The organism is Pantoea phosphatilytica (genome assembly GCF_051025615.1).
In the GTDB taxonomy this organism is placed as follows: Bacteria; Pseudomonadota; Gammaproteobacteria; order Enterobacterales; family Enterobacteriaceae; genus Pantoea.
Genome location: NZ_JBPFDF010000005.1, coordinates 34,708 through 54,540, shown reverse-complemented (window position 1 = coordinate 54,540; position 19,833 = coordinate 34,708). Strand labels below are relative to the sequence as shown.

Annotated in this window: 18 protein-coding genes, 4 tRNA genes and 1 other RNA gene; 17 read left to right on the top strand and 6 right to left on the bottom strand. The window is 57.9% G+C overall.

The window, feature by feature from the left end:
- The first annotated feature begins 14 nt into the window (after positions 1-14).
- The 6 genes from wecG (at position 15) to ACR6AS_RS17090 (ending at position 1,527) form a co-directional block, all read left to right on the top strand.
- Positions 15-755: a lipopolysaccharide N-acetylmannosaminouronosyltransferase gene (gene wecG, locus ACR6AS_RS17115; RefSeq protein WP_434163228.1), complete on the top strand. Its 741-nt coding sequence runs from the start codon at positions 15-17 to the stop codon at positions 753-755.
- Positions 756-913: 158 nt separating this feature from the next.
- Positions 914-990: transfer RNA gene (locus ACR6AS_RS17110), tRNA-Arg, on the top strand.
- 98 nt (positions 991-1,088) lie between these two features.
- Positions 1,089-1,164 (top strand) — tRNA-His (locus ACR6AS_RS17105).
- Between the two features lie 16 nt (positions 1,165-1,180).
- Positions 1,181-1,267 (top strand) — tRNA-Leu (locus ACR6AS_RS17100).
- 21 nt (positions 1,268-1,288) lie between these two features.
- Positions 1,289-1,365, top strand: a tRNA-Pro gene (locus ACR6AS_RS17095).
- A 32-nt stretch (positions 1,366-1,397) separates the two neighbouring features.
- A non-coding RNA gene (locus ACR6AS_RS17090) (RtT sRNA) lies at positions 1,398-1,527 on the top strand.
- A gap of 736 nt (positions 1,528-2,263) precedes the next feature.
- Here the strand turns inward: ACR6AS_RS17090 and hemY are convergent.
- From hemY to hemC, 4 genes are read right to left on the bottom strand one after another with little or no spacing between them, the layout of a single operon-like run.
- The gene (hemY, locus tag ACR6AS_RS17085) at positions 2,264-3,460 is read right to left on the bottom strand and encodes a protoheme IX biogenesis protein HemY (protein WP_111141998.1); all 1,197 of its coding nucleotides are present in this window, start codon (positions 3,458-3,460) and stop codon (positions 2,264-2,266) included.
- 2 nt (positions 3,461-3,462) lie between these two features.
- On the bottom strand, positions 3,463-4,596 hold the full coding sequence (hemX, locus tag ACR6AS_RS17080; protein ID WP_111141999.1) for a uroporphyrinogen-III C-methyltransferase: 1,134 nt from the start codon (positions 4,594-4,596) through the stop codon (positions 3,463-3,465).
- 25 nt (positions 4,597-4,621) lie between these two features.
- Positions 4,622-5,350 (bottom strand): uroporphyrinogen-III synthase, encoded by a 729-nt coding sequence (hemD, locus tag ACR6AS_RS17075; RefSeq protein WP_434163226.1) that lies wholly within the window; start codon positions 5,348-5,350, stop codon positions 4,622-4,624.
- Positions 5,347-6,288 carry a hydroxymethylbilane synthase gene (hemC, locus tag ACR6AS_RS17070; protein WP_111142005.1) on the bottom strand — a complete coding sequence of 314 codons (942 nt, stop codon included), beginning with the start codon at positions 6,286-6,288 and terminating at the stop codon, positions 5,347-5,349. The genes hemD and hemC overlap by 4 nt, the downstream gene beginning before the upstream one ends.
- Positions 6,289-6,604: 316 nt before the next feature.
- Here hemC and ACR6AS_RS17065 point away from each other — a divergent pair, with 316 nt between their 5' ends.
- The 10 genes from ACR6AS_RS17065 to ACR6AS_RS17020 all read left to right on the top strand — a co-directional run bounded on the left by ACR6AS_RS17065 (position 6,605) and on the right by ACR6AS_RS17020 (position 17,399).
- Positions 6,605-9,163, top strand: coding sequence for a class I adenylate cyclase (locus ACR6AS_RS17065; RefSeq protein WP_293774076.1), 2,559 nt, complete (start codon positions 6,605-6,607; stop codon positions 9,161-9,163).
- A gap of 147 nt (positions 9,164-9,310) precedes the next feature.
- Complete coding sequence (lptM, locus tag ACR6AS_RS17060) at positions 9,311-9,511, top strand: LPS translocon maturation chaperone LptM (protein WP_111142002.1); 201 nt, start codon at positions 9,311-9,313, stop codon at positions 9,509-9,511.
- Between the two features lie 28 nt (positions 9,512-9,539).
- On the top strand, positions 9,540-10,364 hold the full coding sequence (gene dapF, locus ACR6AS_RS17055) for a diaminopimelate epimerase (protein WP_111142006.1): 825 nt from the start codon (positions 9,540-9,542) through the stop codon (positions 10,362-10,364).
- Positions 10,361-11,065, top strand: coding sequence for a DUF484 domain-containing protein (locus ACR6AS_RS17050; protein WP_111142003.1), 705 nt, complete (start codon positions 10,361-10,363; stop codon positions 11,063-11,065). Before dapF ends, ACR6AS_RS17050 begins: the two co-directional genes overlap by 4 nt.
- Positions 11,062-11,967: a tyrosine recombinase XerC gene (gene xerC, locus ACR6AS_RS17045; protein ID WP_434163222.1), complete on the top strand. Its 906-nt coding sequence runs from the start codon at positions 11,062-11,064 to the stop codon at positions 11,965-11,967. The genes ACR6AS_RS17050 and xerC overlap by 4 nt, the downstream gene beginning before the upstream one ends.
- Positions 11,964-12,680, top strand: coding sequence for a 5-amino-6-(5-phospho-D-ribitylamino)uracil phosphatase YigB (yigB, locus tag ACR6AS_RS17040; protein ID WP_111139768.1), 717 nt, complete (start codon positions 11,964-11,966; stop codon positions 12,678-12,680). Before xerC ends, yigB begins: the two co-directional genes overlap by 4 nt.
- A 152-nt stretch (positions 12,681-12,832) precedes the next feature.
- Positions 12,833-14,995: a DNA helicase II gene (gene uvrD / locus ACR6AS_RS17035; protein WP_128085406.1), complete on the top strand. Its 2,163-nt coding sequence runs from the start codon at positions 12,833-12,835 to the stop codon at positions 14,993-14,995.
- A gap of 67 nt (positions 14,996-15,062) precedes the next feature.
- Positions 15,063-15,119: a YsgD/CorL family protein gene (gene ysgD / locus ACR6AS_RS17030; RefSeq protein WP_353887304.1), complete on the top strand. Its 57-nt coding sequence runs from the start codon at positions 15,063-15,065 to the stop codon at positions 15,117-15,119.
- Positions 15,120-15,295: 176 nt separating this feature from the next.
- Entirely contained in the window at positions 15,296-16,249 is a 954-nt protein-coding gene (corA, locus tag ACR6AS_RS17025; protein WP_111139770.1) for a magnesium/cobalt transporter CorA, read from the top strand.
- Positions 16,250-16,346: 97 nt separating this feature from the next.
- Positions 16,347-17,399, top strand: coding sequence for an AbrB family transcriptional regulator (locus ACR6AS_RS17020; protein ID WP_293774085.1), 1,053 nt, complete (start codon positions 16,347-16,349; stop codon positions 17,397-17,399).
- Here ACR6AS_RS17020 and rarD read toward each other — a convergent pair.
- Together rarD and ACR6AS_RS17010 are read right to left on the bottom strand one after the other, a co-directional pair.
- The gene (rarD, locus tag ACR6AS_RS17015) at positions 17,370-18,269 is read right to left on the bottom strand and encodes an EamA family transporter RarD (protein WP_111139765.1); all 900 of its coding nucleotides are present in this window, start codon (positions 18,267-18,269) and stop codon (positions 17,370-17,372) included. The genes ACR6AS_RS17020 and rarD overlap by 30 nt on opposite strands.
- Positions 18,270-18,286: 17 nt before the next feature.
- Positions 18,287-18,757: a thioesterase family protein gene (locus ACR6AS_RS17010; RefSeq protein WP_111139764.1), complete on the bottom strand. Its 471-nt coding sequence runs from the start codon at positions 18,755-18,757 to the stop codon at positions 18,287-18,289.
- A gap of 193 nt (positions 18,758-18,950) precedes the next feature.
- Between ACR6AS_RS17010 and pldA the strand changes: the two genes are divergently transcribed.
- Positions 18,951-19,829, top strand: a complete 879-nt coding sequence (pldA, locus tag ACR6AS_RS17005; protein ID WP_111139763.1) for a phospholipase A — start codon at positions 18,951-18,953, stop codon at positions 19,827-19,829.
- Positions 19,830-19,833: the final 4 nt, after the last annotated feature.

The window sequence follows — 19,833 nt, the reverse complement described above, 5'->3', positions numbered from 1 at the left end:
GATTAACGGAAGATATGACAAAGTTAACGGAAACGCCGCAGTACCGGATTCGTGGCGTTGAGCTGTATGGCTTCGAGAACATGCCGTCGGCGGTGAGTTTTCTGATGCCGCCGCAGCAGGTACGCAGCGGCATTCTGGTGGCGATCAATGCGGAGAAGATCCTGACCGCTGAGCGGGATGAGGGACTACGCACGCTGCTGACCCAGGCGGAATATGCCTACGCGGATGGCATCAGCATTGTGCGTTCAATTCGCAAGAAGTATCCCCGGGCGCGGGTGCAGCGCATTGCGGGTGCGGATTTGTGGGAGGCACTGATGGAGCGTGCCGGGCGGGAAGGGACGCCGGTATTTCTGATCGGCGGTCGTCAGCAGGTGCTGGATGAAACCTGCGATAAGCTGCGCCGCCAGTGGAATGTCAATATTGTCGGGGCGCAGGATGGCTATTTTGCGCCAGCCGAACAGGATGCACTCTTTGCCCGGATTGCGGCCAGCGGCGCAAAGCTGGTGACTGTGGCGCTGGGATCGCCGCGTCAGGAGCTGCTGATGCTGGCGTGCCGCGCGCACTGGCCTGATGCCCTCTATATGGGCGTAGGTGGCACCTATGATGTTTTCACCGGTCATGTGAAGCGTGCGCCTCTGATCTGGCAGCGGCTGGGGCTGGAGTGGCTTTATCGCCTTATTCGTCAGCCCTCCCGCCTGCGGCGGCAGCTAAAACTGCTGAAATATTTGCGCTACTACTGGCGAGGCGATCTCTGATATTGCTGATATATGCCGCATTTTTAGTCTCTGCCCGCGCATGAATGCGCTATTTCTCGACAAAATGCACAAAGCGTAATCAAACGCGTCTTTTTATTTAAAAAGCACTAGACACGATGGGCGCTTATCTCTAGTATGCACATCCGCAACGGCGCTACGCGCCCGTAGCTCAGCTGGATAGAGCGCTGCCCTCCGGAGGCAGAGGTCTCAGGTTCGAATCCTGTCGGGCGCGCCATATCGTTTGTGCGCATGAGCTTCGGTGGTTGATTTACCGCGGTTGGCAGTAAAGATTTAAATGCTGCAGGTTTGTAATCTGTATCATAAAGAATTGTGGTGGCTATAGCTCAGTTGGTAGAGCCCTGGATTGTGATTCCAGTTGTCGTGGGTTCGAGTCCCATTAGCCACCCCAGATTTTGCTGGGATACGCGAAGGTGGCGGAATTGGTAGACGCGCTAGCTTCAGGTGTTAGTGTCTTAACGGACGTGAGGGTTCAAGTCCCTCTCTTCGCACCAGGCAAAACAGTTTAAAAAAATCGGCGAGTAGCGCAGCTTGGTAGCGCAACTGGTTTGGGACCAGTGGGTCGGAGGTTCGAATCCTCTCTCGCCGACCATTTTTAGAAACCTGTCTGAAAAGACAGGTTTTTTTTCGTCTGTGGAAAAGAGGATGAGGACCTCCGAAGGAGGTTTGCGCCGAGCGCAGCGAGACAACGTTGCGTCAGCAACGGCCCGAAGGGCGCAGCTCGAAGAGCGGCGTTATCCTCTCTCGCCGACCATTTTTAGAAACCTGTCTGAAAAGACAGGTTTTTTTTCGTCTGAGGAAAAGAGGATGAGGACCTCCGAAGGAGGTTTGAGCCGGGCGCCGGGCGTTTTCCTCTTCTGACCCTGTGCCCTGCGCGTCCGGCTGGCGATGTATCGAAGTCAGATCTGACCGCCCTCTGACATCTTTCTGTCAGCATTCATGCCTCTGTCAGCCTTAACAGACACTGTCTTCTGAACATAAACGCAGCGTCGTGAATCGCCGACAGATAACGCCTTGTTATTGCTGGATTCACGGAGATTCGCGGCTGGCTGTCTCCATTCAGAGACAGCGAAAGCCACCGCTGTCGCCGGATGCCGACAGTTCCTGCCTGACACCCCCGCAGCGCAGATGACTGATGCGCCTAACTAGCTGAATTTTAATTATTTAAAAAATAGTCATCAACCTGGCATGGCTTGTGCAATACTTCTGCTGTAGATGCTCATTCCACCTCTTATGTCTGCTGATGCTACATAAACCTGGGAATGATGCAGAGCCAATTTTCAGATACCTGTTGTCTGCCTGCCTGTATCGCGCAAGCCTTACAGGGTTAACAGACACTACGTTGAGTCAGGTATCTCCCGGTTGTCTTACCGACCTGATCTTGCACCTGCCCCTGGCAGGTGTTTTTTTTTGCCTGCGTCAGGGCGGGATGAGAGGAGAGGGGCATAAAAAAGCCGGGCAAGCCCGGCTTTTAATGTCTCCAGACGGCATCAGCCGTTGGGATTGCTCTTCAGCGTCAGCAGCAGACCTTCGCGGCGCATTTTCGCTGCCTCTTCGGGACGATGCAGGCGATCGTAAACATCCGCGAGCCACGCATAATCGAACGCATCAGGACGCTGTTCCAGCGCCTGCTGCAGAGCTTCAGCCGCCTGCTGCCATTCGCCATGACGCATCAGCAGCTGTCCCAGCGTACTGTGCAGCAGCGGCGTAGCGCCATGCTGTTTAATCTGCTGGCGGAGCGCCTTCTCCAGCGCTTCGGGATTGCCGCTTTTAATACGAGGCATCAGCAGAACCAGACGATCGTCATAATGACGCTTGAGGCCCTCCAGCACGATCGCCTGCGCGGTGTCGTGATCGTTGCATTCGATCAGATGATCCGCCATTGCCACCTGCAGCGTCGTATCCTGACGGGTTTTACGGCTCAGGGTGTTCCACCAGCGCTTCAGTCCATCGCTGCCCTGATCGGCCATTGCCTGATTCATCAGACCCAGCCAGGCCTGCTGCTGCAGGGCTTCGCGATGCAGATCGTCACCGACCTGCGCTTTCTGCATGGCAGGCAGAATATCCAGCAGGGCACTCCAGGCTCCGGTTCGGATATAGGCCTGTTCAGCCAGACGCAGCACTTCCGGATGACGCGGGGCCACTTCCAGCAGACGATCGATGCTGTGACGCGCCGCGTGATCTTCGTTACGTGCCAGCTGAATGCGCGCGCGCGCGATCTCAACCGGGATGGTATTGCTTTCAGAAAGCTCCGCAGCGCGCTCCAGATGCTGATTTGCACGGACTTCGTCGCCACGCTGCTGCGCAGCTTCTGCGGCCAGCAGATAGTTCGCGACCGGCACATCGGCGTGGTCGGCATCTTTAGACAGCAGTTTTTCTGCCTGACGATGATCGCCCTCTGCCAGCTTCATCAGTGCCGACTGCGTATGACGCTGAGCGCGACGGCGCTTACGTCCGGTAAACCAGCCACGGGTACGTGCCCCGGTGCGCAGCACGCGGCGCAGCAACCACTCGACGGCCAGAATCACCAGCAGGCTGATGATCAGGATAATGGCCAGGCCGGTGACGCTGGTTTCGATGTTCCAGTTATCGGTCTGAATCAGTACATAGCCCTGATGACCGGCGATCATCGGTCCCAGCACCACGCCCGCAATCAGCAGGATAAAGAGGATAAATACCTTAAGCATCCTTAGCCTCCCTGCTGATTAGCAGCGGCAGAAGGTTGCGCTAACAGGTTCCGCACGCGGGTCTGCATCAGCTGCTCCAGCAGCGGCTGACTTTCCAGGTTATCCGGCAGATCCATATTGATGTTCTGCTGGCTCAGCTCATCCAGTTGGGCAAGAAACGCTTTGGTGGCGGCATCGTTGGTGTCGTACCAGGCGCGAACCCAGGCCGAAACGGTATCGATAGACTGTTTGTAGATCTCATCCTGATGACGCGGTACAGCCTGCGCCGCAATCAGCAGGCGTGAACGGATATTCTCACGCAGGTAAACGTCCTGATTAGGGGCCAGCAGGGGCTGAGCGGTGTTGTCACGGCGGCGGATGGTAATAAAATCATCCATAAAGTTATGCCAGCTTTTCACCAGGTTCTGCCGCCATTCGCGCACGGAACCTGATAGTTCGCCGCCATCGCTGTCCATCGGCGCATCATCACTGTCGTTATCCGCCAGACGCAGATTATCAACGTTGTTCGACAGCTGATTGAGCTTGAGGATCACGCCATCATAGTCGACCTGAGTCACAGCGGAGAGGTTACTGATATCCTGGGTCAGGGCGCGACGCACGTTCATGACGCTGGGATCGTTCATGTCGGCCAGGCTGGCATCGGCGCTTTTCAGCAGTGCCGCCGCGGTGGTGACATCCTGATCGCTCCAGAGTTTACGGCCGGCCAGCTTCACCAGATAGTCCGCCTGCGCCAGCAGCCAGCTGCGCACATCGTTGCCGGAGATAACGGCCATTTTTTCACGCAGCGTTTCCAGCTCTTTTGCAGAGGCGGTCTGCTGGGCCTGCGCCGTCTGCAGGGCGCTTTCTGCGCCACTCAGTTGCTGTGTCAGCTGCTGTTTATCGCTGCTGGCCTGCTGCTGCAACGCGCTTAACTGATCGCTCAGCTTCTGATTGGTTTGTGCCTGCAAATCGGCCTGATGTTTCCCGTTAAGGTATAAACCCGCACCTATTGCCAGCGCGATGACAATCGCCACTGCTCCCAGCACCATGCCACCATTTTTCGCCTGACGCGGTGGTGTGCTGTTGCTGGAAGGAGAGCGGTCGACCGCTGGGGTGGTTTCTTCAACCATGGCGGAGGAGTCTTTTTGTTCCGTCATATGTGGCACATCCCATTATTAAAGTTCAGCGTAACGCGCGCAGCAGCGCATCGTTATCGGCACCATCGGCTACCTGAATATCCTGCCAACCCAATCCTGCGGCCAGAGTAGCCAAACGTTCACTGACGACGATCAGTCGGCAGTTGAGCAGCCATTCCTCGCGATCAACTGCGGGGAACAGCGAAAAAAGCTGTTGTAACATTTCACCGCTGGTCACCACCAGCACAGAGACGCCGCGATCGCGCCAGCGACGCCCCTCAACCGGGCCATTGTAGTGCTTCTGACAGCGCTGATAGCAGGCAGCAAACGTCACCTCGGCACCGCGCCGGGTTAACGTCTCTGCCAGCAGTTCGCGTCCGGGATCGCCACGCAGTATCAGCGCACGTTTACCGGCCACCTGCTGAAGCGTATTCAGCCGGATCAGCTCTTCGCTGGTTTCCTGCGCATGAGGCCAGGTCACCTGCTGACCGCTGACGGTATGAAACGCCAGTGCGGTGCTGCGACCAATTGCATAATAGTCCAGCTCAGGGGGCCACGCTTTGATCCGGTGCTGTGCGTAGTGAATAACCTGCTGTGAAAGGATAAAAACGAGGTCACCGGCGCGCAGGCCGGCGAGCGTCTGAGGCAGAGAGGGGAGGTCAGCGCCCGGCGCAAATTCGATCAGCGGCAGGCTCCACGCCTGTTTACCAATGGCATGCAGGCGTGACACCAGCTCTGCCGCTGCGGGTTCCGGGCGCGTCACCAGGATGGTCATGCCGGCGGCTGCCCCTGATAGACCTCTTGCAGGATTTCACGCGCGCCGCCGTTCAGCAGTTCATCGGCGAGTGAAATGCCCATCTGCTCCGCCTGCGCGCGCGGGCCGCGGCGTTCGCCGCTGACCATGACCCGGCCATCCGGTGCGCCGACCATGCCGCGCAGCCAGAGATCGTCACCTTCCAGCACGGCGAAACTGCCAATCGGCACCTGACAGCCGCCCTCCAGGCGGGTATTCATGGCACGCTCCGCTCTGACACAGACTTCGGTGTCGGCGTGGTTCAGCGCCTGTAACAGGCCGATCAAGGTCGTGTCGTCGAGACGGCATTCGATGCCGACCGCCCCCTGGCCCACGGCGGGCAGTGAAACGTCGGCAGGCAGCGCCTGACGAATGCGATCTTCCAGTCCCAGCCGCTTCAGCCCGGCAACGGCCAGGATAATGGCATCATATTCACCGGCATCGAGTTTACCGAGGCGGGTGCCGACGTTGCCACGCAGTGAGCGGATAACCAGATCCGGACGACGCGCGCTGATCTGGCACTGACGACGCAGGCTCGACGTTCCGACGATGGCGCCCTGAGGCAGCGCATCGATAGAGTCATAATGATGAGAAACGAACGCATCGCGCGGATCGTCGCGCTCACAGATGGTCACCAGGCCCAGCCCGTCGGGAAAACTGACCGGCACATCCTTCATGGAATGTACCGCCATATCGGCACGGCCTTCCAGCATCGCCAGCTCAAGCTCTTTGACAAACAGCCCTTTGCCACCGACTTTCGCCAGCGGCGTGTCGAGGATAATGTCACCTTTGGTGACCATAGGCACCAGCTCAACGCGCAGGCCCGGATGGGCGCTCATGAGGCGTTGCTGAACATAATGTGCCTGCCACAGTGCGAGCGGACTTTGTCTTGTAGCAATTCTGAAAATTTTGTCTAACATGCTGTTAACCATTTTTATCGTTCACTGAATATCCTATCATCTCTGGGCGAATACTGTCAGTTTCAACGGATTGAAAAGGGTCGGCGCGCGGCTGACGGCCCGGTTTCTCAAGCCGTCGCGTGCGATCCGGTGCTGAAAATGCAGGAAGCGGGTCAGAACGTGCTAAACTGTTAAGTAGCGCAACTTTCTTTACGGTCAATCTGCCGGGTGTTAGATTGATCACGTTTCCAGCAATTATCTGCCCACTTTTTTACGCCAGCAGAGGCAGAGCGCGGAAACAGGGTGCTTAAACACTGGGACAATCAGGCGAAACGTCTTGTACCTCTATATTGAGACACTGAAACAGAGACTGGATGCAATCAACCAGCTGCGCGTTGATCGTGCGCTGGCTGCCATGGGGCCCGCTTTTCAGCGTGTCTACAGTCTGCTGCCAACCTTATTACATTATCAACATCCGCAGATGCCGGGTTACCTTGAAGGTAACGTTCCACATGGCATCAGCTTTTTCACGCCTGATGAAAACCAATGCCAGCTGCTGGCTGACCTGACCGGCGACAGTGACCTGCGCCATGCCGATGCGCCGAAGGGCGAAAGGCCAATCACGGCCATCTACTCGATGGGCAGCACCTCCTCTGTCGGCCAGAACAGCGTCTCGGATCTCGATATCTGGGTCTGCCATCAATCCTGGCTGGATAATGAAGAGCGCCTGAACCTGCAGCGCAAATGCACGCTGCTGCAGAAGTGGTGCGTCTCTATGGGCGTGGAAGTCAGTTTCTTCCTGATCGATGAGAACCGTTTCCGCCACAACGAAAGTGGCAGCCTGGGCGGAGAAGATTGCGGTTCTACCCAACACATTTTACTGCTGGATGAGTTCTACCGTACGGCGGTTCGCATGGCCGGTAAACGCATCCTGTGGAACATGGTGCCGGGCGAAGAAGAGCATCACTACGACGACTATGTGATGTCGCTGTATGCCAAAGGCGTACTGACCCCGAATGAGTGGCTCGACCTGGGTGGCCTTGGCACGCTCTCGGCCGAAGAGTATTTCGGTGCCAGCCTGTGGCAGCTCTATAAGAGCATCGACTCGCCCTATAAAGCGGTGCTGAAAACGCTGCTGCTGGAAGCCTACAGCTGGGAATATCCGAATACACAGCTGCTGGCGATGGATATCAAACAGCGGTTGCATGACGGCGAAATTATCTGTTTCGGGCTCGATCCCTACTGCATGATGCTGGAGCGGGTCACCGATTATCTGACCAGCATCGACGATCAGCCGCGTCTTGATCTGGTGCGCCGCTGCTTCTACCTGAAAGTGTGCGAAAAACTCAGCACTGATGATCATCAGCAACGCACCGGCTGGCGCCGCGAAATTTTATCGCAGCTGGTTAAAGCCTGGGGCTGGAACGAAGAGAAGATTGCCATTCTGGACAACCGTGCAGAGTGGAAAATCGAGCGGGTGCGCGAAGCGCATAACGAACTGCTGGATGCGATGATGCAGAGTTATCGCAACCTGATCCGCTTTGCCCGCCGCAATAATTTAAGCGTCAGCGCCAGCCCGCAGGATATCGGCGTGCTGACCCGTAAACTCTATGCGGCTTTCGAGGCGCTGCCGGGAAAGGTCACGCTGGTTAACCCTCAGATCTCGCCCGATCTCTCCGAGCCTAATCTGACCTTTATTCATGTGCCGCCTGGCCGCGCCAACCGTCCTGGCTGGTATCTCTATAACCAGGCGCCGGACATGGATTCGATCATCAGCCATCAGCCCCTGGAATATAACCGCTACCTGAACAAGCTGGTGGCGTGGGCGTGGTTCAACGGTCTGCTGACCCGTAAAACCCGGCTGCATATTAAAGGCAACGAAATCTGCGATCTGGCGCGGCTGCAGGAGCTGGTGAACGATGTCTCCAGCCACTTCCCGCTGCGTCTGCCTGCGCCGACGCCAAAAGCGCTCTACAGCCCGTGCGAAATCCGCCACCTTGCGATTATCGTCAACCTTGAGCACGATCCGACGGCGGCCTTCCGCAATCAGGTGGTGCACTTCGACTTCCGCAAGCTGGATGTCTTCAGCTTTGGTCAGCAGCAGCAGTGCCTGATCGGCAGTATCGATCTGCTCTATCGCAACTCCTGGAATGAGGTGCGTACGCTGCACTTCAGCGGCGAACAGGCGATGATCGAAGGGCTGAAAACCATTCTGGGCAAGATGCATCAGGATGCGTCGCCGCCCGATACGGTGGAAGTGTTCTGTTACAGCCAGCATCTGCGCGGGCTGATCCGTACGCGCGTCCAGCAGCTGGTGTCAGAATGTATTGAGCTGCGCCTTTCCAGCACACGCCAGGAGCCGGGCCGTTTCAAAGCCCTGCGTATGGCGGGCCAGACGTGGGGGCTCTTCTTCGAACGCATGAGCGTTTCGGTGCAGAAGCTGGAAAACGCGGTGGAATTTTATGGCGCGATCTCCAACAACAAGCTGCACGGCCTGTCGATCAAAGTCGAAACCAATCAGACGCCGCTGCCGCCGGTGGTCAACGGCTACGCCAGCGAAGGCATCATTCAGTTCTTCTTTGAGAACACGACCGATGAGCGTGGCTTCAACATCTATATCCTCGATGAGACCAACCGGGTTGAGGTTTATCATCACTGCGAAGGCAGCAAAGAGGAGCTGGTGCGCGATGTCAGCCGGTTCTACTCTTCGTCGCACGACCGCTTTACCTATGGGTCGAGCTTTATCAACTTCAACCTGCCGCAGTTCTACCAGATTGTGAATACCGGTGAGCGATTCCAGGTGATTCCGTTCCGCAGTCAGACGCTGACGCAGCTCTGCACGTCGCAGCCTGACAACGACAACGGCGACTATCAACCGCGCTATCAGGTGCATTGATGCTGACGGGCTGCCTGCGCTCCGCAGGTGGCCGCTCTCTTTCTGGCCTGTCACCCGGTTCACGCTATTTGCGGGGATTTCCTGTTGCTTTTCCACCTTCAACTGCGATGATAAGCATCCAGGTAAAGGACATGAAGAGCATAAAGAATGAAGAAAGTAATAAGCCTGTTGGCCATGACAGTGGCAGTAATCAGCCTTGCAGGTTGTGGCCTGAAAGGACCGCTCTACTTCCCGCCGAAGGATCAGCCGAAGAAACAGCAGGCACCGACCGAACGTCAGAAAGCCGATGCCACTAAAGCCGATGTGGGCGGACTGGTAACCGGCAATGCAGGCGTAAAAGCGAACTAATCTGATGGCTTATCCGGCGGAGCAAAAAATGCAGTTCTCCAAAATGCACGGTCTCGGCAACGATTTTATGGTTGTGGATGCGGTGACACAAAATATCTTTTTTTCGCCGGAATTGATCCGCCGGCTGGCCGACCGCCATCTGGGGATCGGTTTTGATCAGCTGCTGATTGTTGAACCGCCTTACGATCCCGACCTCGATTTCCACTATCGTATTTTCAACGCCGACGGCAGTGAAGTGGCACAGTGTGGCAACGGTGCGCGCTGCTTTGCCCGCTTTGTGCAGCTGAAAGGATTGACCAACAAAAGTGACATCCGGGTCAGTACCCAGAATGGTCGCATGGTCCTGACCGTCACGCCTGATGACCAGGTGCGTGTGAACATGGGCGAGCCCAACTTTGAGCCGCAGCAGGTGCCTTTCCGCGCCAATAAAGCGGAAAATCTCTATCTGCTGCGGGTGGCAGAACAGACCGTAATGCTGGGGGCGGTGTCGATGGGCAATCCACACTGCGTCATTCAGGTCGACAGCGTTAAAACCGCGCAGGTCGCGCTGCTGGGGCCGATTCTGGAGAGCCATGAACGCTTCCCGGAGCGCGTCAACGTCGGGTTTATGGAGATCGTCAATCCCGAGCATATCCGCCTGCGCGTCTATGAACGCGGCGCGGGTGAAACGCAGGCGTGCGGCAGCGGCGCCTGTGCTGCCGTTGCGTGCGGCATTCAGCAGGGCATTCTGGCACCGAAAGTCCGTGTGGATCTGCCTGGCGGAACGCTGCATATCACCTGGAAAGGGGCCGGTCAGCCGCTCTATATGACCGGGCCTGCCACACACGTCTATGATGGGTTTATTCATCTATGAAAAATATCGAAGAGCAGGCTGACAGTTCGGTTCTGCTGGACGATCAGGCCGTCAGTGATTACCTGCGGCAGAATCCCGAATTCTTTATCCGCAATGCCCGCGAAGTTGAACAAATGACCGTGCCACACCCGGTGCGCGGCAGCGTGTCGCTTGTCGAGTGGCATATGGCACGGCAACGTAACCATATCCAGCGGCTGGAAGAAGAGATCACGCTGCTGATGGAACAGGCCAGCGCCAACCACGAACTCTTTGATCGTCTGCTGTCGCTGGAGAGCCATCTGGCCGCGGCGGACTCCCTGCAGGATATGCTCAACCGTCTGCATCGCTGGGCGCGTGAGCTGGGCCTGGCGGGCGCGAATGTGCGGCTGTTCAGCGACAAATGGCTGCTGGGCGCACCCTCCGATTTCTTCCAGCTGAGCCTGTCGCGTCAGGCATTTGAGCCGCTGCGCATTCAGCGCTTCGGTAATCAGCATCACTATCTCGGCAGCCTCAACGGGCCGGAACTGCTGCTGCTGCTGCCGCAGGCCAAAGCGATTGGCTCGGTGGCGATGTCGCTGATGGGCGAAGAGGGCGAACTCGGCGTGCTGGTATTTAGCAGCCGTGACAGCCAGCACTATCAATCGGGTATGGGCACGCTGCTGTTGCAGCATCTGTCACAGATGATGCCGGGCCTGCTCGCCCGCTGGGTTGAGCGCGTATGAGTCAGGCGCTGCAGGAGGCCATCGACGGATTTCTGCGCTACCTGAAGGTGGAGCGCCAGCTCAGCCCTCTGACCCAGAGCAGCTATGCGCGACAGCTTGCCGCGCTGGTGGCCATTGCTGATGAGATGAAGCTCAGCAGCTGGGCTGCACTGGAGCCTGCGCAGGTGCGCAGCATGGCGGCGCGCAGCCGTCGTGCCGGACTTTCCGCCAGCAGCCTCGCGCTGCGTCTTTCAGCCCTGCGCAGTTTTCTCGACTGGCAGGTGAGCCAGGGTCTGCTTGCCGCTAATCCGGCCAAAGGGGTGATGACCCCGCGCAAAGCGCGTCATCTGCCGAAGAACATCGATGTTGATGAGGTCAATCAGCTGCTGGAGATCGACTTAGGCGATCCGCTGGTCGTGCGCGACCGGGCGATGCTCGAAGTGATGTATGGCGGCGGGCTGCGCCTTTCTGAGCTGGTGAACATGGATTGCCGCCACGTCGATCTCGATTCCGGCGAAGTGTGGGTGGTGGGAAAGGGCAGCAAAGAGCGTCGGGTGCCGATTGGCCGCACGGCGATCACCTGGATCCAGCACTGGCTGCCGCTGCGTGAAGCCTTTGGCGGTCAGGATGATGCGCTGTTTCTTTCGACGCGCGGCAACCGCATCTCGCCCCGCAATGTGCAGAAGCGCTTTGCAGAGTGGGGTATCCGGCAGGGTGTCGCCAGCCATATTCATCCGCATAAGCTGCGTCACTCTTTTGCCACGCACCTGCTGGAGTCCAGCGGCGATCTGCGCGCCGTGCAGGAGCTGCTGGGGCATGCGAACCTGTCAACGACGCAGATCTATACCCATCTCGACTTCCAGCATCTGGCATCGGTGTATGACGCTGCGCATCCCCGCGCCAAACGAGGAAAGAACGAATGAAGTTTTATCGTCCGCTGTCGGCCATTAAGGCCCTGACTTTCGACCTTGATGACACGCTCTACGATAACCATCCGGTGATCCGTCGCACGACCCTGGCGTCCCACGCGGCGCTGCAGGCGTATCATCCGGCGCTGCGTAGCTTCACGCCGCAGGATTATCAGCGTCTGCGTGACGAGCTGCTGCTGCGTGAGCCTGAGATCTATCACGATGTGTCGGAGTGGCGACGCCGCTCGGTCGAGCTGGCGATGCTGAATGCCGGCCTCTCTGCCGCTGACGCCAGCGCGGGTGCGACAGAGGTGATGGATGTGTTCCACCACTGGCGCAGTCAGGTTGAGATGCCGGATGAGACGCACCAGACGCTGAAAGCGCTGGCGGAAAAAGTGCCGCTGGTGGCGATTACCAACGGCAACGCCAGCCCGGAAAAAATGGGGATCGCCGGGTACTTCCGGTTTACCCTGCGCGCCGGACCGGACGGACGCGCCAAGCCGTGGCAGGATATGTATCAGCTTGCTGCGCAGCGGCTGGCTATCGCGCCACAGCACATTCTGCATGTGGGCGACGACCTCACCACTGACGTGGCGGGTGCGCTGCGCTGTGGGCTGCAGGCGTGCTGGATTAATCTGCGGCAGGGCAATCTGATGCACATCCCGGATGCGCGTCTGTTACCGCATGTTGAAATTTCGCGGTTGGCATCACTCACCTCACTGCTATAATGGCTGTAAATTTATCCAGTCGTCATCTCTTTTCTGCGCTGTCGCCGTCTCCGATCCGGCGTCTGTGTCGCGGTGTTTGCTGCGTCGACAACCCTGCGGCAGGCGAACGCAACAGCGCGACGACGGCGTTTTTTCTCTGGTAAACGGTGCTTATGGACGTTTCTGAACTGCTCGATGGTTTGAATGACAATCAGCGCGCTGCCGTTGCGGCTCCGCGCAGTAACCTGCTGGTGCTGGCAGGCGCGGGCAGTGGCAAAACGCGGGTGCTGGTGCATCGCATTGCGTGGCTGATGTCGGTCGAGAACTGCTCACCCTATTCCATTATGGCGGTGACCTTTACCAACAAAGCGGCGGCGGAAATGCGTCACCGTATCGAGCAGCTGATTGGCACCAGCCAGGGCGGCATGTGGATCGGGACGTTTCACGGTCTGGCGCATCGTCTGCTGCGCGCCCACCATCTTGATGCCGGTCTGCCACAGGACTTTCAGATCCTCGACAGCGAAGATCAGCTGCGCCTGCTCAAGCGTCTGATCAAATCGATGAACCTTGATGAGAAGCAGTGGCCTGCGCGTCAGGGCATGTGGTACATCAACGGTAAAAAAGATGAAGGCCTGCGGCCGAAGCATATCGAAAGCTACGGCAACCCGATCGAGCAGACCTGGCTGCGCATCTATCAGGCTTATCAGGAAGCGTGCGATCGCGCCGGATTAGTCGATTTTGCTGAGCTGCTGCTGCGCGCCCATGAGCTGTGGCTTAACAAGCCGCACATCCTTAATCACTACCGCGAACGCTTTACCAACGTGCTGGTGGATGAGTTTCAGGATACCAACAACATTCAGTACGCCTGGATCAGGATGCTGGCGGGCGACAGCGGCCGGGTGATTATCGTGGGCGACGATGACCAGTCGATCTACGGCTGGCGCGGCGCGCAGGTCGAGAATATCCAGCGCTTTCTGCAGGATTTCCCCGCAGCAGAAACGATCCGACTGGAGCAGAACTACCGCTCGACCAACAATATCCTCAAAGCCGCCAACGCCCTGATCGCCAACAATAATGGCCGTCTGGGCAAAGAGCTCTGGACTGAAGGCAGCGACGGCGAACCGATCTCCATCTACTGTGCCTTTAATGAGCTGGATGAAGCGCGCTTTGTGGTAAATCGTATCAAGGTCTGGATGGAGAACGGCGGCGCACTCAACGACTGCGCGATCCTCTATCGCAGCAACGCCCAGTCGCGCGTGCTGGAAGAGGCGCTGCTGCAGAGCAGCCTGCCGTACCGCATCTATGGCGGTATGCGCTTCTTCGAACGTCAGGAGATCAAAGATGCGCTCTCCTATCTGCGTCTGATGGCGAACCGCAATGATGACGCCGCCTTTGAACGTGTGGTTAACACCCCGACACGCGGCGTGGGCGATCGTACGCTGGATGTGGTGCGTCAGACGGCCCGTGAACGCCAGATGACGCTGTGGCAGGCAACCCGCGAACTGCTGCAGAGCCGTGCGCTGGCGGGTCGCGCCGCCTCCGCCCTGCAACGCTTCTGTGAGCTGGTCGATTCACTGGCCACCGAAACCGCCGATTTACCGCTGCATGTTCAGACCGACCGGGTTATCAAAGACTCCGGCCTGTGGCTGATGTATGAGCAGGAGAAAGGTGAGAAGGGCCAGGCGCGCATCGAAAACCTTGAGGAGCTGGTGACCGCCACACGTCAGTTCAGCTATCAGGATGAAGATGAGGATCTGATGCCGCTGCAGGCCTTCTTATCCCATGCGGCGCTGGAGGCAGGCGAAGGTCAGGCCGACAAATGGCAGGATGCGGTTCAGCTGATGACGCTGCACTCGGCCAAAGGGCTGGAGTTCAGCCAGGTGTTCATCGTCGGCATGGAAGAGGGCATGTTCCCGAGCCAGATGTCGCTGGACGAAGGCGGGCGGCTGGAAGAGGAGCGTCGTCTGGCCTACGTCGGCGTGACCCGGGCCATGCTCAAACTGACGCTGACCTACGCCGAAACCCGCCGACTCTATGGTAAGGAAGTGTATCACCGGCCTTCCCGTTTTATTGGTGAGCTGCCGGAAACCTGCATCGAAGAGGTGCGTCTGCGCGCCAGCGTCAGCCGTCCGGTGAACCATCAGCGGATGGGTGCGCCGGTGACCAAAAATGACAGCGGATTCGCGCTGGGCCAGCGTGTTCACCACGCTAAATTTGGTGAAGGCACCATCATCAATCTGGAAGGCAGCGGCGAGCACAGCCGTCTGCAGGTGGCGTTTCAGGGGCAGGGAATCAAGTGGCTGGTGGCGGCCTACGCGAAGCTGGAAACGCTTTAGCGTGCGGTTGACGGCTTTTTCGTCTCAGCGTAACATGCGCCCACTATTATCATGAGAGGACAATGCCTTGGACACGCCCAGTCGATGCTGGCTCAATGACCTGTTTAGCAGGCATAACATCTAAGGCTACCTCTTTACGCGGGTAGCCTTAGCGGTTATCAGCGACCTCCCTTTTGATTCCGTCGCACGAGTCAGCACTGATTTACCTTTGAAACTCTGTTTCCGTGTTCAGGTTGCCGGTTCCTGTTGAGGAACGGCGGACAGCCTTGTCCCATTTAGTCTGCAATGGGGAGTATTGCTATGCTGAGCGCATTTAAACTGGATCGCAGCCGCCTGACGCGACTGGAGCTGGAAGACGAAAACGACAAACTGACCACCTCGGTCTGGGTCGATCTGATCGAGCCGGAAGAGGGCGAACGTGACCGGGTGCAGTCCGAACTGGGCCAGAGCCTGGCGACACGGCCTGAGCTGGAAGATATTGAGGCCTCGGCGCGTTTCTTCGAAGATGAAGATGGTCTGCATATCCACTCCTTCTTCTTCTATGAAGATGCTGACGATCATGCCGGTAACTCCACCGTGGCATTCACCATCCGTGAAGGCCGGCTCTATACGCTGCGCGAACGTGAACTGCCCGCGTTTCGTCTTTACCGCATGCGCGCCCGCAACCAGACCCTGATCGACGGTAACGCCTTTGAGCTGCTGCTCGATCTGTTTGAGACCAAAATCGAGCAGCTGGCGGACGAGATCGAGAACATCTACAGCGCGCTGGAGAAACTCAGCCGGGTGATCATGGAAGGTCAGCAGGGCGAAGAGTACGATCAGGCGCTGTCACGGCTGGCTGAGCTGGAAGATATCGGCTGGAAGGTGCGCCTCTGTCTGATGGATACCCAGCGCGCCCTGAACTTCCTGGTGCGTAAAGCGCGGCTGCCGGGCAACCAGCTGGAGCAGGCGCGCGAAATCCTGCGCGATATCGAATCGCTGCTGCCGCATAACGAGTCGCTGTTCCAGAAGGTGAACTTCCTGATGCAGGCGGCGATGGGCTTTATCAACATCGAGCAGAACCGCATCATCAAGATCTTCTCGGTGGTTTCCGTGGTCTTCCTGCCGCCGACCCTGGTGGCTTCCAGCTACGGAATGAACTTCGAATTTATGCCGGAACTGAAGTGGAGCTTTGGCTATCCCGGCGCGATTGGCCTGATGATTCTGGCCGGCCTCGCGCCCTATCTCTACTTCAAGCGTAAAAACTGGCTGTAATAACGTAGCGGGCCATCTGAGATGGCCCGTTTTACTGGCTCCCGTCCCCTTTTCTGCGTAATCTCACCCTTCTGTTTTTACAAATAATTAACTTCTTATGGATGCTCTGTCGTTGCCTGTGCAGTGGACGCTGCTGCTACTGATCTCGGTGCTGCTCGGCGCGGTGCTGCACGTTTTCCATGTGCCAGCCGCGCTGCTGCTGGGGCCGATGGTTGTCGGTGTCGTAATGGGGCTGTCGGGCGCTACGCTGCGGATTGATAAACGGCTGTTCCTGCTGGCTCAGGCCGTGCTGGGCTGTATGATCGCCCGGAGCCTGTCGCCGTCGATCCTGACGCCGCTGATTCAGGAGTGGCCGATTATTGTGATGGTGCTGCTGCTGACGCTGGCGGCCAGCGGCCTCTCCGGCTTTCTGCTGGTGCGCTTCAGCCATCTGCCCGGTCCGACCGGCGCCTGGGGATCGTCGCCGGGTGGCGCGTCGGCGATGGTGGCGATGGCGGGTGACTTCGGTGCGGACGTGCGGCTGGTGGCGTTTATGCAGTATCTGCGGGTGCTGTTTGTCGCGTCAGCGGCGGCGCTGGTGGCGCGCATCGGGCTGGGCGATCAGGCGCACAGCGTGTCGTTAGCCTGGTTTCCCGCCCTGAATTACGGCTTTGCGCTGACCCTGGTGATAATGCTGACGGGCGCGTGGCTGGGCACCCGTCTGCGCATCCCCTCTGGCGCGCTGCTGCTGCCTGCGCTGGCTGGCGCGCTGCTGAACGGCAGCGATCTTGTGGCGTTGCAGGTGCCGGAATGGCTGCTGGCGGTGGCTTACGCGCTGATTGGCTGGAGCGTGGGGCTGCGCTTTACCCGACCGATTTTCCTGCTGGCCCTGCGCACGCTGCCACAGATGCTGGCCTCGATCTTCGGGCTGATGCTGTTATGTGGCGGGCTGGCGTGGATGCTGACGCAGATGCTGGATATCGATCTGATGACCGCCTATCTCGCCACCAGCCCTGGCGGACTGGACACGGTGGCGATTATTGCGGCAGGCACCCAGGTCAACATGGCGTTTGTGATGGCGTTACAGACGCTGCGTCTTTTTACCATCCTGCTGACCGGGCCAGCGTTAGCCCGCTTTATTTCACGCTATGCGCGGACGGGCACGGAGTGAAAACGCCACCGCGTCGCAGATAAACACCAGCAGCGCCAGCCAGATGAAGCCGAACGTGACCATCTTGTCCGGCGTGATCGTTTCACCGTAAAACGCGACGGCCAGGATGAACATCAGCGTCGGGCCAAGATACTGAAAGAAGCCGACGGTCGAGAGCCGCAGTCGGGTACAGGCTGCGGCAAACAGCATCAGCGGGATGGTGGTGACAATGCCCGCTGCGATCAGCATCAGGTTGAGACTGAGCGGATTCGCGGAGAGATGGCTGGTGCTGCTGTCGGCAAAGCCAAACAGATAGAGCGCCGCCAGTGGAAACAGCCACAGGGTTTCAATCAGCATACCGCTCTGCGCATCGACCTGAATCTTCTTACGCATCAGCCCATACACGGCAAAACTCAGCGCCAGACCGAGCGCAATGATCGGCAGCGAGCCAAACTGCCACAGCTGCACCAGCACGCCGACGGCAGCCAGCAGCACCGCCAGCCATTGCAGGCGTCGAAAACGCTCACGCAGAAACAGCATACCGAACACCACATTGATCAGTGGGTTAATAAAGTAGCCCAGGCTGGCTTCCAGCATATGCTGATTGTTGACCGCCCAGATAAACAGCAGCCAGTTGCCACCAATCGTCAGTGCGGTGACCGCCAGCAGCAGCACTTTTCTGGGTTGCCGCACTACCGAGCGGACTGTCGGCCAGCTGCGGCTTGCGGTGATCAGCAGCAGCATAAAGAGTGCAGACCAGATCACCCGATGTGTCATGATCTCCGTTGCCGGAACCTGCTTTACCAGCTTGAAATAGGCGGGCGCGATGCCCCAGATAAAATAAGCGCCCAGGGCAAAAAAGATGCCCTGGCGGGTCTGTTGCGTATCCATGTGAAATCCAGAAATGATTAGCCGATCAGATAGGTGGCGGTAGCGGTGGCGATATAGTCACCCTGTTGATTGTGCAGCTCTACGCGCGCCACGGCGACTTTGTTTCCGGCGCGCAGCAGGCTGCTGGTGGCGGTAAAACGCTCGCCGCGTCCGGGGCGCAGATAGTCGACGCGCATATCGATGGTGCCCATGCGCGACAGCCGGTGACGCAGATCCGCTTCGCTGATGCTCTCCTGACGGGTTAAGGCATTGCTGACGCAGACCATGCCCGCCGCCACGTCCAGCACGGCTGCGATCACACCGCCGTGCAGGATCTGCTGCACCTGGTTGCCTACCAGCATGCTTTTGTTACTGAAGCTGATCTCGGCGTAGTCGGCGTCAAGGCGCATCAGCTCCAGGCCCAGCGCCTGATTAAACGGCATGTGATAAACGAAAATTTCGCCGACCAGCTGGCGAGCGTCCTGCGGTGTCAGCACGGGTGATGACATGATGATGTGTCCTGAAAAAATCGGGCCAGAGGGGCGCGGAACGTTAATGAGTTGTGTATTCTATGCCGCCTGCGGGGGTGTTTCCAGTTTAAGAAATCAGCACTCATGCTCACTGCCATTTGCGTGTAGAATGGCCTGCTTTTTACGACACCCTTTCAGTTATTTTGATACGCAGCGCTCACCGGAGAATTTTATGCGTAAGCATCGCGCCTTGCTGGCGGCTATGTTGATCTTCCCTGCGCTGGCGCAGGCGGATGAAGCCCAGATTAAAGAGGTTCATGACGCGCCAGAGGTTCAGGGAAGCATTATTGCTAACCTGCTGGAGAAGCACGATAACCCCTTTGTTCTCTACCCGTATGAGAACAACTATCTGCTTTATACCTACACCAGCGATATGAACAAAGAGGCGATCTCCTCTTATAACTGGGGAGAAAATGCCCGCAAGGATGAGGTGAAATTCCAGCTCAGCCTGGCGTTTCCGCTGTGGCGCGGCATTCTGGGCGACAACTCGGTGCTGGCCGCGTCCTATACCCAGCGCTCCTGGTGGCAGCTGTCGAATCGCGGCGAGTCATCGCCTTTCCGTGAAACCAACTATGAGCCGCAGATTTTTCTGGGCTGGGCCACGGACTATTCGCTGGCAGGCTGGACACTGCGTGATGTGGAAGTGGGTCTGAATCATGAATCCAACGGACGCAGCGACCCGACCTCACGAAGCTGGAACCGCGTTTATGCGCGTCTGATGGCCGAGAACGGAAACTTCCTGGTGGAGATCAAGCCCTGGTATCGTATCCCTGACGGGGCCAACAACGATGACAATCCCGATATCACCAAATATATGGGCTATTACCGCACCCGTCTGGGCTATAAACTGGGCGACAACATCTTCAGCGTAGAGGGCAACTATAACTGGAACAGCGGTTATGGCGGCGCCACCCTGGGCTGGAGCTACCCTATCAGCGAGCACGTTCGCTTCTATACTCAGGTATTCAGCGGCTACGGTGAATCACTGATCGATTACAACCATCGCCAGACGCGTCTGGGTGTGGGTGTAACGCTTAACGACTTGTTCTAATCCC

What these genes read in the sequence shown, in the direction of transcription:
- wecG (WP_434163228.1), top strand. Translation starts at nt 15, where the DNA reads ATGACAAAGTTAACGGAAACGCCGCAGTACCGGATTCGTGGCGTTGAG.
- hemY (WP_111141998.1), bottom strand. Translation starts at nt 3,460, where the DNA reads ATGCTTAAGGTATTTATCCTCTTTATCCTGCTGATTGCGGGCGTGGTG.
- hemX (WP_111141999.1), bottom strand. Translation starts at nt 4,596, where the DNA reads ATGACGGAACAAAAAGACTCCTCCGCCATGGTTGAAGAAACCACCCCA.
- hemD (WP_434163226.1), bottom strand. Translation starts at nt 5,350, where the DNA reads ATGACCATCCTGGTGACGCGCCCGGAACCCGCAGCGGCAGAGCTGGTG.
- hemC (WP_111142005.1), bottom strand. Translation starts at nt 6,288, where the DNA reads ATGTTAGACAAAATTTTCAGAATTGCTACAAGACAAAGTCCGCTCGCA.
- lptM (WP_111142002.1), top strand. Translation starts at nt 9,311, where the DNA reads ATGAAGAAAGTAATAAGCCTGTTGGCCATGACAGTGGCAGTAATCAGC.
- dapF (WP_111142006.1), top strand. Translation starts at nt 9,540, where the DNA reads ATGCAGTTCTCCAAAATGCACGGTCTCGGCAACGATTTTATGGTTGTG.
- ACR6AS_RS17050 (WP_111142003.1), top strand. Translation starts at nt 10,361, where the DNA reads ATGAAAAATATCGAAGAGCAGGCTGACAGTTCGGTTCTGCTGGACGAT.
- xerC (WP_434163222.1), top strand. Translation starts at nt 11,062, where the DNA reads ATGAGTCAGGCGCTGCAGGAGGCCATCGACGGATTTCTGCGCTACCTG.
- yigB (WP_111139768.1), top strand. Translation starts at nt 11,964, where the DNA reads ATGAAGTTTTATCGTCCGCTGTCGGCCATTAAGGCCCTGACTTTCGAC.
- uvrD (WP_128085406.1), top strand. Translation starts at nt 12,833, where the DNA reads ATGGACGTTTCTGAACTGCTCGATGGTTTGAATGACAATCAGCGCGCT.
- corA (WP_111139770.1), top strand. Translation starts at nt 15,296, where the DNA reads ATGCTGAGCGCATTTAAACTGGATCGCAGCCGCCTGACGCGACTGGAG.
- ACR6AS_RS17020 (WP_293774085.1), top strand. Translation starts at nt 16,347, where the DNA reads ATGGATGCTCTGTCGTTGCCTGTGCAGTGGACGCTGCTGCTACTGATC.
- rarD (WP_111139765.1), bottom strand. Translation starts at nt 18,269, where the DNA reads ATGGATACGCAACAGACCCGCCAGGGCATCTTTTTTGCCCTGGGCGCT.
- ACR6AS_RS17010 (WP_111139764.1), bottom strand. Translation starts at nt 18,757, where the DNA reads ATGTCATCACCCGTGCTGACACCGCAGGACGCTCGCCAGCTGGTCGGC.
- pldA (WP_111139763.1), top strand. Translation starts at nt 18,951, where the DNA reads ATGCGTAAGCATCGCGCCTTGCTGGCGGCTATGTTGATCTTCCCTGCG.